We start from the raw sequence: 14,236 nt of genomic DNA on the forward strand, positions 1-14,236 counted from the left end.
ATGAAGGAAAATCACGCCATAACAAAGACCAATATTTGCTTAACTTTACTTTAAGCCAAGCCCAAATCAACAACTCGGCGGCACACTGATTTAGGACCAAATAAAATTTCCTCTTTACATTAAAAATATTTGATGTAAAATAGCTATCAGCGAATATCTTTAATTTTATCCCGTGAGATAAAAAAGATAGTGGACACGTTTATAAGCAGCAGCGAGCCTGCGCTAATGTTGAGTGAACCTATCTGGATATCGCAATACATTAGTGGAGGTTTTTTGTGTGCCAAAAAATAAGTTTCAAACCAGTAATCCGACCCTGGCATCAGGGCAAGCGAGCTTGGACCAGCTAACCAGCCTGGACCAGCCAGTAAAAATTCCTGGCGTCTTGTCAGCTAACCAACAAAAGCAAGGTTTCTGGCAAATTTTTATGATTATGATGGGCTTTACCTTCTTCTCACCAAGTATGATCGCTGGGGGACAGTTGGGTTTGGGTCTAAATCTCAAAGACTTTGTCCTAGCCGTTTGCCTAGGGAATTTATTCCTCTGTCTTTATACTGGCCTCTTAGGTTTTATTGGCCAAAAGACTGGCATGACCTTGGATGGTTTAGCTATGAAGGCTTTTGGGGCTAGGGGATCACTTTTGCCATCATTTATTATCGGGATGACCCAAATGGGGTGGACCGGTGTTGGTCTGGCCATGTTTGCCCTGCCAGTCGCTAGCTATTTGGGGCTTAATCCTTATCTTTTAGTCATTATTTTCGGCTTCTTAGTGACGGTAACTACCCTGTACGGCGTTAAGGGATTAGCTGTTTTAGGCAGCGTGGCCGTGCCAGCGATTTTCTGCCTAGGATCTTATTCGACTTTTGTCTCAGTGCAGGCAGTAGGTGGCGTTAGCCAATTATTTGCTAGCCAGCCATTACAGCCACTAAGTCTGTCAGCGGCCTTGTCAATTGTAATTGGTAACTTTATCTCAGGGGGCACCTCAACACCGAACTTTGCCCGCCATGGTCAAAAAGCTTGGTCAACCCTCGTGCCAACTGCCTTTGCCTTTTTCTTTGGTAATATTATGATGTTTGTCTTTGGTGCAGCTGGGGCAGGGGCCTTTGGTAAGGCAGATATCTTCGATGTCCTCATTATGCAAGGACTAGCTATTCCTGGTATTTTATCGCTAGGTTTTAATATTTGGACCACCAATAATAATGGTCTATACACTTCAGCTTTGTCATTTTCAAATATCAGTAAAAAGTCACTGAAGTTATCGACAATTTTGATGGGGCTGGCGGCGACCTGCCTGTCAATCTTCCTTTATAACCACTTTATTAATTACTTGTCTCTATTGGGAGCGATGATTCCACCGATTGGGGGCATCATTATCTGTGATTTCTTCCTTGATCGGGCTAAATACCAAGATGATCAAGTCAGCCAGACCTTGGCTTGGGAGGCACTTGTTGCCTTATTGGTTGGTGTTTTAGCTGGTCATTTCATGCAGGCCGGTATCGCCAGCTTGAACAGTTTATTTGCTGCTGTAGTTACTTATCTGGTTTTAAAACAAGTAGGAGGCAACCAGGATGCTAATTAAGAATGTACGAATTGAAAATGCTGAAGCAAGCCAAGATATTCGGATTGCAGATGGTTTATTTAAAGAAATTGGTCCTAATTTAACCGGCCAAGCTGGTGAAGAGGTGATTGATGGTCAGGGGAAATTAGCTCTACCACCTTTTATCGAATCACATATTCATCTAGATTCCTGCTTAACAGCTGGTCAACCTAAATGGAATGAGTCTGGGACCTTATTTGAAGGGATTGAAACCTGGGCCTTGAGAAAACAAAGCCTAGACAAGGCCGATATTAAAGACCGGGTCAACCGGTTAGTCCGTATGCAGGCGGCCAATGGTATCCAGTTTGTGCGTACCCACGTTGATGTGACCGACCCTAAGTTGGTTGCCCTAGAGGCCTTGCTAGAACTTAAAGAAGACCTAGCTGGCCTGGTGGATATTCAAATCACTGCCTTCCCACAAGAGGGGATTCACAGCTTCCCAAATGGTAAGGAACTACTAGAGCAAGCAGTTAAACTAGGAGCAGACGTGGTTGGGGCCATCCCGCATTATGAGTTTACCCGTGAATACAGTGTAGAATCCTTACGTTTTGCCATGGACTTGGCCGAAAAATATGACAAATTGGTCGATGTCCATTGTGACGAAATCGATGACGGCCAATCCCGTGGTCTAGAAACCCTGGCTTGCTTAGCCTACGAAAGTGGGCTAAAAGACCGGGTAACCGCCTCGCACACCACTGCTATGGGGAGCTACAACAACGCCTATGTGGTTAAGTTAATGCGACTCTTAAAATTAGCTGATATCAATTTTATTGCTAACCCATTAGTTAATATCCACCTGCAAGGGCGCTTGGATACCTATCCTAAACGTCGGGGGCTCACCCGGGTTAAGGAACTACTAGCAAACGGCAATAATGTTGCCTTTGGTCATGATGATGTCTTTGACCCATGGTATCCACTAGGAGACGGTAATCCGTTAGAGGTTATCCATATGGGCCTCCACGTGGGACAATTAATGGGCTACCAAGAGATTATGGATAGCTACAAGTTCTCTACCCATGCTGCCGCTAAGTGCCTCTATATTCAAGATGACTACGGCATTGAAGTCGGTAAGCCAGCTAATTTAATTATTATGAATAACGATAACTTCTACAAGGCGTTAAATGAACGCTCAGAGGTACTATACTCAATCCGTAATGGCAGGGTAATAGCTAAGACCCAGCCTAAAGTGAAAGACGTCCTATTTTAGTCCTGATGGCCCGCCTTGAGCGGGTCATTTTTAACTTTAGTAGAGCTTGATGATATAATAGTTTTAATGATAGTTTTTCATGATAGATGAAATTAAGGAGTGATATGATGACTAAAGGACAAATTATGGATAGCAACCGCCTGGACCGTACCTTAAAGCGGATTGCCCACGAAATTATTGAAAAAAATGACCATTTAGACCAGGTCGTTTTGGTGGGAATTAAGACCCGGGGTGAATTTCTAGCCCAAAGATTAGAAACCAAGATTAAAGAGATTGAAGGGGTGGACCTAGCCCTGGAGACGCTAGATATTTCTTTTTACCGTGATGACTTAAAACACTTGGCTGGTTTAGAGGAGCCCCAAGTGAAGGCAGCTGATTTCAGCCAGGACCTGACTGGTAAGACCGTTGTTTTAGTCGATGACGTGCTATTTACCGGACGGACGGTACGGGCAGCCATGGATGCTGTGCTATCTAAAAGCCGGCCTGACCGCATTCAGTTAGCCATCCTAGTAGACCGGGGCCACCGGGAACTACCAATTCGGGCTGATTTTGTTGGTAAAAATGTGCCAAGTGCCTTGAGTGAACAAATCAAAGTTTGCCTAGCTGAGGTTGACGGGGAGGACCAAGTAGTTATTTTAGATCGCGACTAAGTACCCTGTAAGCCTTATCTCTAGCATCTCATTTGATTCTTCTTTAAAATAGAAACTAGCCAATTGTAACATTACCAAGCTAAAGGAGGACTTTATATGGGACGTGTAACAGGCAAGGTTGTTCTAGTAACTGGTGGTGGCTCTGGTATCGGGGCTGCAACTGCTAAACTACTGGCAGCAGAGGGGGCCCAGGTAATTATTACTGGACGGACCCAAGAGAAGCTGGACAAGGTTAAGGGGGATAACGAAAACATCCACACCATCCAGCAAGATGTGACCAAAAAAGCAGACTGGGAGCGCGTAATGGCGGAAATTAAAGATGAATATGGCCGCCTGGATGGTCTGGTTAACAATGCAGGTATTACTGGGCCTGAAGATGGTAGTATCGAAGATTTGACTGATGAAGTCTTTTATCAAATTATGGATACCAATATCTATTCCGTCTATAAGGGCATGCAATTAGCAATTCCTTTGATGCGCGAAGCTGGTCAAGGATCAATTGTTAACTTGTCATCAACTTCTGGCTTAGTCGGCACACCAGGTGCAGCGGCGTATGGCGCTAGCAAATTTGCGGTTAGAGGGTTGACCCAGTCAGCCGCTATGGAATTAGTTGCAGACAATATTCGGGTGAATTCTGTCCATCCAGGTGTAGTAGATACTGAAATTAGACTATTTGAGGAAGTCGTTGAAACCACACCGATGAAACGGGTTGGCCAAGCAGATGAAATTGCTTATTTGATTCTATATCTTATTTCTGATGAATCAACATTTTCAACTGGCGCTGCCTTTACTGTTGATGGGGGCTACACAGCAAAATAATATGCATAAAAAATACTGGCGAGGAAAATTCCAAGCCAGTATTTTTATTTATTATAAAAGATAACAAGTCGATCTAAAATGATTAAAATACCGATATGACAACATTTTTCTTTCTTTTAGTCTATGTCCGCTAATCACTATTAGCAGACATAGAGACATAGATTTTGGGGGACCCTCTTGAACCTTACAGCAAATTTGGGCGAATTTTGACTCAAAATCTATTTCTGGTTGCCGCCCTGGCCTGGGAGAGGGTTAGACCAGGTCTTGGCCAGCTAGGTCTAAATCATCAGCGATTTCAAGGTCATTTCTAGATGATTGGATGAGGTCTTCGACCAGCTGGGTAGACATGTTTTTATCTTCATCCAAGTCCTGGGCGTAGATTTCAGTGGTTCTAACGCTAGAATGTCTCAGCATTTTCTGGGTTTCCCGTAAATTACCACCATTTATTAGACTTAATGTGGCTGCAGTATGTCTTAAACTGTGTGGCGTAATCTTGTTGGATTTTATGCCAACTGCTTCAAATGCCTTAGCAACCAGCCTGGAAATGCTTCGCGTGGTCATCCGACCGCCTTTATTACGATTACCGTGACTCGCAAACAATGGCGCTAAGTCCTGGTTAACCATTAAACCCGCAGCTTCACGGCTATTAGTATAATCACGGATAACTTCCTTGGTATGGCGCGGTAAAATCACAAAATCATCGCGTTCCCGGTGGCCTTTACCTTGGACATAAATCACCGTATTAGTTCCGCGTTTTTGAATATCGCCATAGTTAGCCCGACTCAATTCAATCGTCCGTAATCCCGTGGTTAAGGCCGTCAAAATAATGGCATAGTCACGTTTACCGGTTAAATCATCGCTTTTGGCGACCAGATAATCTAGTAATTTGTTGACATCTTCAATATCTAAGGCATCTTTAGCATGGCCATGTGGCACTGGAATTCGGCTATCAGCCTTGGCGATAATATTTTCATACAGGCCTTCACGGGCCAGCCACTTAAAGAACTGGTTGAGCATATTGCGGTAGCTCCGAATGGTCCGGTCCTTATAACGGAAATGGTCTAAGGCCTGGCGGTCAGCCTGGTTTAATTCATCTGGATCAATCTGGTTTACTAGTTGGTAAACATCTTTGGGATGATTAATTAGATCATCAAAATAACGCTCAGCATCGTGGTAAGTCGGCTGGCTGATACCATGACCAGCTAAATAATAAAGAAATGGCCGGATATTTTTTAAATAGGCCTGGCGAGTGCTAGCTTGCTTTTGCTGGAGATAATCAGCATAGGCCTGGTAAAATTCCCAGCCATTAAATTCTTTGTGGGGATCAGTTTGACTCATGGTGACACTCCTTAAGGTTGATTATTATATTATACGTTAAATAAGGTCTTTTTGCCTGGATTTGCTGTTTATAGACTCTTGTGCTTATATTTTTTGTTTTAAGTTTACATAATATATATTATAAAAAGTAATTGATATTTTCAAATGCTAGCTCCCCTGAAATAATTAAATAAAAACAGGTCTAAATTTTTCCTTAGACCTGTTGCATAACTTTTATAAGCTGCTTAGTTCATTTGTCTACTAAACTGACTTTAACCTGCTTACCAAACGGTGCCGCAATTTCATTCATGAGTTTAAGCGACGGATTCATTTCTCCAGACTTGATGCGATTAATGGTTGCGCGACTTTTGTTAGCTTTTTCAGCTATTTGACTGCCTGATAAATCATATGTTGCTTCTAATTCAAAAATTAAATCGACAAAGTCTGATTTTAACCTAGCTTCCTCATAAGCCTGTTTGAACTCATCATTATCATCTGAAAGTTTTTTTATTAATTCGCTAGTCTTACTCATGATTGTCAATCTCCTTTTGTCGTCTTTCTTTAGCCAGTCTGATTTCTTTTAACGGTGTCTTTGCAGTCTTTTTAATAAAACCATGAACAATAAAATAAGTATTATTATCCAAATGGAAATATATACCACGCAATTTTTTACTGTCAGTGGCACTTACTCGTATTTCATATAAATTTTTATCAAGTTTTTTAACCCTTTGTTTTTGAATAGAATCAGCCAATCCTAAATTTTCTATTCTTTCAATCATTTCAAGTAAATAAGCCTTATCTCTATTAGATAGGCTGTTAAGGAAAGCATCGAAATCCTTGCCCCAATCAAAGGTCGGCTTGTCCATAACCCCTCCCCCTTTAACCTAAATTTATTATACTATGATTGTTGCTGATACGCAACAAAAGGTGAAGAAGCAACTATAAAACTCAGTGCAAGGTTAATTATTTTAAAGCCATTTTAACCTATACCATCATATGCTTATAGGAGATAATAGTGGGGCTATATACTGATATTAGTAATTTAATTAAGCTTGTATTATTTATTAGTAATCTCTCTTGGATCCTCAACAAAAAAAGATATTAGCAGTTATGTATTTACAGGTATTTACTTAAACTATTAAATAGGATATAATTTTGTTAAGGAGGGATTACATGCAAACTTATAGAACACGAAAACAAGGTAATTCTATCACCATTACTGTCCCAAAAGACTTAAATGTTGAAGCCGGCCAAGAATTCGTTGTTATTCAAGGTGAAGGTGGCTCATTTACCTATATTCCTAAGCTAGATGATATCTTCTTAATTGCTGAAGAAAACAACTTAGATCTTCGACCTACTGAAGAAGTATGGGAGGATGACTATCTAAGTGGCCATGAAACAATTTAAAACTTATAACTATAACGGTTATACACCTAAACAAAAAGACATCGTCTGGATTAACTTAAATCCTACTCAAGGCAGAGAAATGAATAAAAGAAGACCTGTCATAGTGATCAGTCGTGATGAATACAATGCCATGACAGGTTTTGTTATTGTATGCCCTATCACCTCAACGAAACGTGACCACTACATTAAACTAGCTAGTAAGTTGGAAACTAATGGATATATTGATTACTTTCAGGTAAAAAGTATCGATTTCCAATCTAAAGAGAGAGATATTGCCTTTATCGAGCAAGCTGATTTGCAAACATTTGGACTATTGGCCCAGCGGTTTAGGCAGCTTTTTGACTTCAAAATTTAAATCATACATAATTAAAATAGCAATATATTAACAACTTTACATGTGCCGTCGATTAAGTCCATATAATTGTGTAAAAAGAAAAACCATAATAATCTTTTTTGGTTACAATGTAATTGGCTAAAACACATTGAAAGGAAGATTATTATGGCTCAACTAAATATTACCCTAAACTTAGAAGAAATTACAGAGGCAGTTCTAAACAGTGATATGGATCAGATGATGAAGTCCCTAACTGTAACCATCTTTAATGCCTATATGCAAGCAGAGCGTGAGGAATTTATTAATGCTAAGCGCTATGAGCGCACAGATGACCGGAAAGATTATCGTAATGGCTCCTATAAAAGAAACTTTAAAACAAAGGTAGGGACTGTTGAACTGGATGTCCCTCGGACACGATCAGGAGAATTTGATACCAAGCTATTCGATAAATATCAACGTATGGACAAGGCCTTTGTGGCTGTTTTAACCGAAATGTATATTAATGGGGTCTCAACACGCCGTATTAAGAAGGTTGTTGAAACACTCTGTGGCGAAGGTGTTTCTAAATCATTTGTCTCTTCAGTAAATAAAAACTTGGACCCTGCTGTTTTCGAATTTAAAGGGCGTTCCCTAACACATACGAATTTTCGATATGTTTATGTCGATGCCATGTATATTAAAGTTCGCGAAAACCATCGTTCTGTCTCTAAAGGTGTTTATATTGCTCAGGGTATTAACGATGATAATCGTCGCGAAATTATCGGCTTTATGATTGCTGATAATGAATCAGAAGAAAACTGGAAGAACTTCTTCCTTGATTTAAAGGCCAGAGGCCTAACTAAACCAACATTAATTATATCTGACGCCCACAAGGGACTAAAATCAGCGATTAGTAATCAATTTTTAGGCACTACCTGGCAACGGTGTACGGTTCATTTTCTACGTAATATTTTAGCTCATTTTCCAAAAAAGGATTGCAGTCATGAGAGAAGTCTTCTAAAGAGAATATTTAATGCTGATAGTCAACAAAGAGCGCGAGAGTTAAAATTTGAATTTGTAGAATACGTTAGTGGCAATGAGAAATATGACAAAGCTGTTAATACGCTAGAGGAAGGCTTCGAAGATGCTATCCCATACTTATTAGAACCCACACCTTATCGCGTTTCACTGAAAACAACTAACAGTCTAGAAAGGCTAAATCGAGAAATTAGAAGAAGAGAGAAAGTTGTCGGCCTCTTTCCTAATATAGAGGCTGCGGAGCGACTTATAGGAAGTGTATTGCTTGATTTGCATGAATATTGGGAGACATGTCCTCATAAATTCTTTAATAACATAGTCTAAATATTTATACCCACCAATTACATTCTATAATTTACACAAGATTGTGGACTTGACAGTTTGAGTATGACCTACGCCTGGGCCTTCAAGACTAGGTGAACTTAGTCTCTCTCCGAACTCTCCCGAACCATTTGAAAATGGAAGTACCACTTTATATTTATCCAGATTTGGATGTTCTGCTAAGAAATCTGTTCTAATATATTTTTTAATACGCTCTCTTTGGTATAAGCCTAATATACGCGCATATCTTAAATTATCATTAGGCTTTTCAAAGCAAAAATCCTCTGGGAGCTTATCAAAGGCATTAGTTTTTAATGTACAACCAACAGATTTCACATACTCAGGATTTGACATTTGCCCTACTTTTGTCTTTTCGAATTTATATGAACCCGCTGGAAAAATCAGAGTTGATAGAGAGTCATTACCCGACTGTTTAGTCTTTTTCAAAATAGATTTTAAATTCTCATTAGCTATGAAGATTTCAATTGCTCCAAAATCCTGATTTTTATCCCTATATGATACAACGACTCCACCCTTTATATCTGTATTAGGGAAGATATTAGCCGCATTAGCTTCAAAAAATACGATTTTAAGATGTGTATCATTTAACATCTTATTATTCCATTTTTTCGGTGTATCCCCAGCATTATTTAGAAAACGGGCTGGATGAATGACTTCCACTATATCGGCAATTTCATAAGCACTATCTAAAAACTTATGATACACCGGTTTGGATTTCGTTAAATTTCCACCAGCTAATTCCTCTTGATAAGGAGGATTTCCAATAATCACATCAAATTTCACTTGTTCACCCTCTTTCCCGAAGTATGCTTCGATTTCATCTGCCAACCGCCCTTCTTGGGCTAGTTTGGCGGTATCAACTTCTATTAGGTGGCCCTCAGCCAAGTGGGCCAGGTCGTCGCCATAGACAAAGTTCTTAACAATATTATATAGAATATTAGTTGGTGTGGCGATATAGATTTGATTGTTAAAAATCGAATCTAAGCGCTCTTTATCGTCTGGTATTTCATCGGCTAAGCCTTGGAAGAGCCTTGTGACAACTTCAGTCATGTAGAGCCCGGACTTGGCGTATAGATCCGCAAATTTCAGGTCTTTATTCGTAAAAATACCTGGGTTCTCTTCTTCTAGAGCATCCACCATCATCTTGACCACAGCCTTAGGGGTAAAGATTTGGTTGGTTTTTTGCGGTGGAATGTAGTCAAAAATATCTTCTTCCTGGTCGCGATCAAAGTAGTTGGCCAGGCGGTCCTTGGTCTGGTTAAATTCCTTAATCGACTCGTCAAAGACAATTTCATTAAAGACGCCTGGAATCTCTTTACCCATTTCCTGGTCATAGTAACCATCGCGCAATAATTTAAATTCATCAATGGTAATGGAGGTTAGTTCCTCGAAGGTATCGGCATCAATACGGCGCTCAAAGTTAGCCAGGGTCGTGTCGTCATCCCCATAAGCCATGAGGAAGGATGGGATGGTCCGGGCAAAGCCTCTCAGGTGGTCTCTAGTGTCATCCTCAGTGACCTTTTTCTTTTTCTCTTCACTATTAACCTGTTGATTGCGGACTTCCTGGGCCAATACTGTTTCGACATCATCTTGCACGGCCGTGATAAAGTTATCCTGGGCGGCTTGGATTTGGCTATCCCGTTCCTGGTCCAAGACTTGTCTTTGGACGACCTTTTCAGCTTCTGCTTGGTCCTGGTTGGCCTCTAAGGCCTCTATTTTAATGGCATAGGCGCTATCAATTTCTCTAACCTGATTGACCATGGTTAGGTGGTTACGCTCAACCCGATTTTGGACGCCTTCTTTAATATTATCTTCGATTGTTCTTTGCTGGCCTTTGCGCGTAATATCAAAGTTCTCAAAGAGCTTGTCGGTATCTAGGTTATCGACAATCATATCAACCAGATTGCTTTCCTTCTTGCGCGTATCGATTTGCTGGTCATTTAAAACCTCAACGACTTTAGCGTCCGCTTGCCAGATTTTATCGCCAAAAATATCCTGGGTGAGGTCTTCGGTCAAATGCTTAGCAATTGCCACATTGCCATGTTCATCTAGGGACGGATTAGTCAGATTAATTTCCCGACGATTTTGTAGGCGCTTGTTTTCTTCCGGTTGAATCTTGTCAATAATTTCCTTGAGACGGGAGTTAGGGGCAAAAATACCAGATACATTGGCAAATAAGAGGTTAGACATAAAGCCTTGCTTAACCACTTCTCTAGATACCATTTTATTGGGAATGGTCATCACTTCACCGGCATCAATGGCCTTCATCTCCCCACCCTCATCTTCAGCGATGACCGGGAAGAAATTCAGCAGGGTCTTGATGCGGTCATGTTGGTCTTGGGTCGTTGCCGTCCGCTCACCCGATAGGTTTTGGGCAAACTCGCTATAGAGTTGCAGGGTACGGACCGGAGCAAAGTCAAAGATATAAGCGTTTTCCTTTTGGATTAATTCGCCCGCTTTAACAAATTGGTGGGGATTTTGGGCCCTAAAGGCAGCCTGGAAATAAAGGGCGGGTGATTTAATATTATTCAGCATCAAAACAGCTGTCCATTCTGGAATGGTGACACCAGTAGTTAATTGACCAACTGACAAGGTAATAGTCTGGTCGTGCTGGTCAATCGCTTGCCGGACCCGCTCAAAGCTCTTGGTATTAGCGGTATAACTTTGGGCCTCCCCTTCCGTAATGGCCTGGTCGCCGTCATCAACTAGGCTGACCCCATCCCCAGCTGCTAAGATCGTCTGGTAGTCCTTAAAAACGGGATGCTGGTTTAGTAGCTTTTCCAAAGCCTTGGCCGCGGCTACTCTCGGTAATAACCAGAAGGTATGGTCAAGTTCGGCCCGGTGTTGGTCGGGTGAAAAAGGAAACTTACCGCTAGATAGGTTGTCTAAAAAGCGCTTAACGTCATCTTCATACTCAAAGCGGCCATTGTCTTTGACCCTAAAAAATTCATTGAGGTCAAAGGCATAATCGACATTGGTATCCTCATCTAGGGCTAAGCCACCACTAACATCTTGGCGGACAATATCAGACATTTGGTAGGTAAAGAGATTCATGGTTGGCAGGGTTTCGTATGGGTTGTGGCCATCAGCTAGCGACCAGTTTTCCTTAGCTGTCTGCTCGTCCACATAGGACCAGTTAAATATCTGGTCAGCCCTAAATTTATCGCTGGCTAATTGCTTAAAAGGCGTCCCTGATAGGTGGAGGGTAAAGTGACGCTTGAGTTGGTCAAAGGCCTTGTCCGTTTTAACGGTGTCGACCCCCTCGTGGGCCTCATCAATAACTAAGAGGTCCCAATCCAGCTGGCCTACCCACTCTAATTTCTTGTGGGGGCCACCGGCAAACTCTGCACCCTTAAGGTCCTGGAGAGAGAGGAAGACAATTTGCTGGATGTCTTCATCAGAAGAGATGGCCAACTGCATAAATTCATCCCGGCTCAGCCCCTTATCTTTCAAGGTGTCCCCGTTGGTCACAAACTTCATTTGCGGTTCTTTGCTGGCAATAAATTTTTCAAAATCATCGTACCATGAGTTAGCGATGGCCGGCCGGTTGGTTACAATCAGGACATTGTTAGTTTTCAGATGGCGGATTAAGTCATAGGTCGATAAGGTCTTACCAAAGCGCGGTTTGGCATTCCACAAGAATTCTCTCGGTGTCTTATCATCACGGATATAGGCCAGGGTCTCTTCAACCGCCTGGGCTTGCTCTTGACGAAGCACATAGTCGGTATCGCCATCAGGCAGTTGGACTTCATCATAATCTAGGGCAATATATTTATCAGCCAAATCTTCGGCACGGTCAACGTGGTCACCGAAATCAAACCACTCGCGGGCGCTCTTATTAAAATCCTTGGCTTCAATACCATTTAGACGTAAATAGCGGTGAAAATCATGGTCCCTAAACCAAGTCCCATCTGACCGCCTAGCTAAGCGGGTAAAGAGTAGGTCAGGATTGAGTCCCACTGTACCGACTTGTTGGATAATCCGCTGGTTAACCGCTTGGGTGGTATCGCCAATCTTGACAAAACCGTCGTGACTCGGCACTTCTGGTAGCGTATAGGCATACAATTGTCGCTTGACCTCACTGTAGGGATCAATGACAGTTAGATCTCTTTCTGTATCATTCATCTCTGGTCTCCATTTCTAAACGATAGACATCACTTATGCGTACAGGACTATAGTATTGGTTTGGCTCCTGGTCGCCAGGTTCACTTACTGGTTCAAAGACATCAAAGAGGCTCAATTGTTCGAAGGCAGGACTAGCCTGACTATCTACTAAAGCACCGGGTATCTTATCAACCTGGTCATAGATTTCATCCAGGCTGTATTCAGTACGTTGGACGGTTATAAAGGTGTCACCGGCCTTCATCTGGATTGGCGTCCATTCACTAAAAACAACCGGTGCCCCCAAGTTGGTTTCACGCTTGAGAAAGTCTCCTTGGACAATATTAGCTTCAATAATGGTCCGGGCCGATTCTCTGACCTTGGTCTTAAAACGGCCCCCATGCTGGTCAGCCTGGGTCCGATAAAAGTCCTCATAAATATCATAGAGGTGGTCCTGGCAGGAGGCCAGGTTATCTTCCAAAAGTTCAATGCCGTAGATGGTTGAAAGGGCCAAGAGCGAATAATTTTCATACATGGCCAAGCTGTTATTGTAGCTGTCCTTGACCATAATTAGCTTGCGCTTGAGAATTTCCACCAAAAACGCCCCCTCACCGGCTGCCGGTTCCAAAAAGGTCTGGTATAAGTTATCAGTGGCGGCCTTAATTTCCGGCACGTCCAGCATCTTCTTAACTAGCCACTTGGGCGTAAAAACCTCCCCATGTTTTTGGACGCGAGCTTTGGACTTGATTAGACGTTCATCCATCTGTTTTTCGCCACCTCCTTAATCTTATTTTTTCTCATATTATTAATACTACTATAACAAACTTGTAGGTCATTCTGATCGGCATATTTAAAAAACTCTCCTAGTAATAACTTGTTTAGCTATATCAGGAGAGTTTTTATTTAGTGATTTGATTAGTAAATTTCTTTTCGATGACCAACATCGATAATATTAATTTTGATTTGATCATCCAAAATATCAGCAATAATACGATAATTACCAATTCGATAGCGCCAATAATCTTGGTATTGACCTTTTAGGGCCTTTCCAAATTGACGTGGATCGTTAGTCCCTACGAGGTTTTTATTAATCCAGCCAACAAGTAACTGAGCTTGATGCCTATCCATTTTTCTTAACATTTTTGTAGCTCGCTTATGATAAACCACTTGGTAAGCATACTACAGTCCAACCATCTTGCTTACTTCTTCGTGACTCAAATATTCTTCATCATAATAATCTGGAGAATTCTCAAAATCTCTAATCAATTTTAAGTCAATTTCGTCTTCAATACGCTCTTCAAGAGCATTCTTTAATAGTGTAGACAGAGGCATATCATGCATTTTGGCGTATTCAGTAAATAATTTTTGTTCATCCGTATTTAATCTGACAGTTACAGTAGACATTTCATCAACCTCCTCACTAATATTGTAACACATTGTTTTACATA

14 protein-coding genes are annotated in these 14,236 nt (G+C 41.4%); 7 read left to right on the plus strand and 7 right to left on the minus strand.

Annotation, left to right across the window (positions count from 1 at the left end):
* Positions 1-277 precede the first annotated feature (277 nt).
* From codB to AWM75_RS00685, 4 genes are all read left to right on the plus strand, one after another.
* Positions 278-1,576, plus strand: coding sequence for a cytosine permease (gene codB, locus AWM75_RS08530; protein ID WP_234946603.1), 1,299 nt, complete (start codon positions 278-280; stop codon positions 1,574-1,576).
* The gene (gene codA, locus AWM75_RS00675) at positions 1,566-2,801 is read left to right on the plus strand and encodes a cytosine deaminase (protein ID WP_067977254.1); all 1,236 of its coding nucleotides are present in this window, start codon (positions 1,566-1,568) and stop codon (positions 2,799-2,801) included. Before codB ends, codA begins: the two co-directional genes overlap by 11 nt.
* Positions 2,802-2,908: 107 nt before the next feature.
* A complete protein-coding gene (gene pyrR / locus AWM75_RS00680) occupies positions 2,909-3,451 on the plus strand; it encodes a bifunctional pyr operon transcriptional regulator/uracil phosphoribosyltransferase PyrR (RefSeq protein WP_067977255.1) in 543 nt (180 codons plus the stop codon).
* Positions 3,452-3,547: 96 nt separating this feature from the next.
* A complete protein-coding gene (locus AWM75_RS00685) occupies positions 3,548-4,270 on the plus strand; it encodes an SDR family NAD(P)-dependent oxidoreductase (protein ID WP_067977256.1) in 723 nt (240 codons plus the stop codon).
* Between the two features lie 252 nt (positions 4,271-4,522).
* On the opposite strand, the gene AWM75_RS00690 is transcribed toward AWM75_RS00685, so the two are convergent.
* From AWM75_RS00690 to AWM75_RS00700, 3 genes are all read right to left on the minus strand, one after another.
* The gene (locus AWM75_RS00690; protein ID WP_067977257.1) at positions 4,523-5,608 is read right to left on the minus strand and encodes a tyrosine-type recombinase/integrase; all 1,086 of its coding nucleotides are present in this window, start codon (positions 5,606-5,608) and stop codon (positions 4,523-4,525) included.
* A 229-nt stretch (positions 5,609-5,837) separates the two neighbouring features.
* On the minus strand, positions 5,838-6,119 hold the full coding sequence (locus tag AWM75_RS00695) for a helix-turn-helix transcriptional regulator (protein WP_067977258.1): 282 nt from the start codon (positions 6,117-6,119) through the stop codon (positions 5,838-5,840).
* Positions 6,112-6,453: a type II toxin-antitoxin system RelE/ParE family toxin gene (locus AWM75_RS00700; protein ID WP_067977259.1), complete on the minus strand. Its 342-nt coding sequence runs from the start codon at positions 6,451-6,453 to the stop codon at positions 6,112-6,114. Before AWM75_RS00700 ends, AWM75_RS00695 begins: the two co-directional genes overlap by 8 nt.
* A gap of 307 nt (positions 6,454-6,760) precedes the next feature.
* On the opposite strand from AWM75_RS00700, the gene mazE reads away from it, so the two are divergent.
* The 3 genes from mazE to AWM75_RS00715 all read left to right on the plus strand — a co-directional run bounded on the left by mazE (position 6,761) and on the right by AWM75_RS00715 (position 8,669).
* Positions 6,761-6,994 carry a type II toxin-antitoxin system PemI/MazE family antitoxin gene (gene mazE / locus AWM75_RS00705; RefSeq protein ID WP_067977260.1) on the plus strand — a complete coding sequence of 78 codons (234 nt, stop codon included), beginning with the start codon at positions 6,761-6,763 and terminating at the stop codon, positions 6,992-6,994.
* Positions 6,981-7,349, plus strand: a complete 369-nt coding sequence (locus tag AWM75_RS00710; RefSeq protein ID WP_067977261.1) for a type II toxin-antitoxin system PemK/MazF family toxin — start codon at positions 6,981-6,983, stop codon at positions 7,347-7,349. The genes mazE and AWM75_RS00710 overlap by 14 nt, the downstream gene beginning before the upstream one ends.
* A 144-nt stretch (positions 7,350-7,493) precedes the next feature.
* Positions 7,494-8,669 carry an IS256 family transposase gene (locus AWM75_RS00715; RefSeq protein WP_067977262.1) on the plus strand — a complete coding sequence of 392 codons (1,176 nt, stop codon included), beginning with the start codon at positions 7,494-7,496 and terminating at the stop codon, positions 8,667-8,669.
* A gap of 24 nt (positions 8,670-8,693) precedes the next feature.
* On the opposite strand, the gene AWM75_RS00720 is transcribed toward AWM75_RS00715, so the two are convergent.
* From AWM75_RS00720 to relB, 4 genes are all read right to left on the minus strand, one after another.
* Positions 8,694-12,812, minus strand: a complete 4,119-nt coding sequence (locus AWM75_RS00720; protein ID WP_067977263.1) for an Eco57I restriction-modification methylase domain-containing protein — start codon at positions 12,810-12,812, stop codon at positions 8,694-8,696.
* Complete coding sequence (locus AWM75_RS00725) at positions 12,805-13,551, minus strand: DNA methyltransferase family protein (RefSeq protein ID WP_067977264.1); 747 nt, start codon at positions 13,549-13,551, stop codon at positions 12,805-12,807. The genes AWM75_RS00720 and AWM75_RS00725 overlap by 8 nt, the downstream gene beginning before the upstream one ends.
* A gap of 152 nt (positions 13,552-13,703) precedes the next feature.
* Positions 13,704-13,928 carry a type II toxin-antitoxin system RelE family toxin gene (locus AWM75_RS00730; RefSeq protein ID WP_067977265.1) on the minus strand — a complete coding sequence of 75 codons (225 nt, stop codon included), beginning with the start codon at positions 13,926-13,928 and terminating at the stop codon, positions 13,704-13,706.
* Between the two features lie 39 nt (positions 13,929-13,967).
* A complete protein-coding gene (gene relB / locus AWM75_RS00735) occupies positions 13,968-14,192 on the minus strand; it encodes a type II toxin-antitoxin system RelB family antitoxin (RefSeq protein ID WP_067977266.1) in 225 nt (74 codons plus the stop codon).
* Between the last annotated feature and the right edge of the window lie 44 nt (positions 14,193-14,236).

Source organism: Aerococcus urinaehominis, from assembly GCF_001543245.1.
Classification (GTDB): domain Bacteria; phylum Bacillota; class Bacilli; order Lactobacillales; family Aerococcaceae; genus Aerococcus; species Aerococcus urinaehominis.

Coding starts and splice junctions, on each gene's coding strand:
- codA (WP_067977254.1), top strand. CDS start 1,566: ATGCTAATTAAGAATGTACGAATTGAAAATGCTGAAGCAAGCCAAGAT.
- pyrR (WP_067977255.1), top strand. CDS start 2,909: ATGACTAAAGGACAAATTATGGATAGCAACCGCCTGGACCGTACCTTA.
- AWM75_RS00685 (WP_067977256.1), top strand. CDS start 3,548: ATGGGACGTGTAACAGGCAAGGTTGTTCTAGTAACTGGTGGTGGCTCT.
- AWM75_RS00690 (WP_067977257.1), bottom strand. CDS start 5,608: ATGAGTCAAACTGATCCCCACAAAGAATTTAATGGCTGGGAATTTTAC.
- AWM75_RS00695 (WP_067977258.1), bottom strand. CDS start 6,119: ATGAGTAAGACTAGCGAATTAATAAAAAAACTTTCAGATGATAATGAT.
- AWM75_RS00700 (WP_067977259.1), bottom strand. CDS start 6,453: ATGGACAAGCCGACCTTTGATTGGGGCAAGGATTTCGATGCTTTCCTT.
- mazE (WP_067977260.1), top strand. CDS start 6,761: ATGCAAACTTATAGAACACGAAAACAAGGTAATTCTATCACCATTACT.
- AWM75_RS00710 (WP_067977261.1), top strand. CDS start 6,981: ATGAAACAATTTAAAACTTATAACTATAACGGTTATACACCTAAACAA.
- AWM75_RS00715 (WP_067977262.1), top strand. CDS start 7,494: ATGGCTCAACTAAATATTACCCTAAACTTAGAAGAAATTACAGAGGCA.
- AWM75_RS00720 (WP_067977263.1), bottom strand. CDS start 12,812: ATGAATGATACAGAAAGAGATCTAACTGTCATTGATCCCTACAGTGAG.
- AWM75_RS00725 (WP_067977264.1), bottom strand. CDS start 13,551: ATGGATGAACGTCTAATCAAGTCCAAAGCTCGCGTCCAAAAACATGGG.
- AWM75_RS00730 (WP_067977265.1), bottom strand. CDS start 13,928: ATGTTAAGAAAAATGGATAGGCATCAAGCTCAGTTACTTGTTGGCTGG.
- relB (WP_067977266.1), bottom strand. CDS start 14,192: ATGTCTACTGTAACTGTCAGATTAAATACGGATGAACAAAAATTATTT.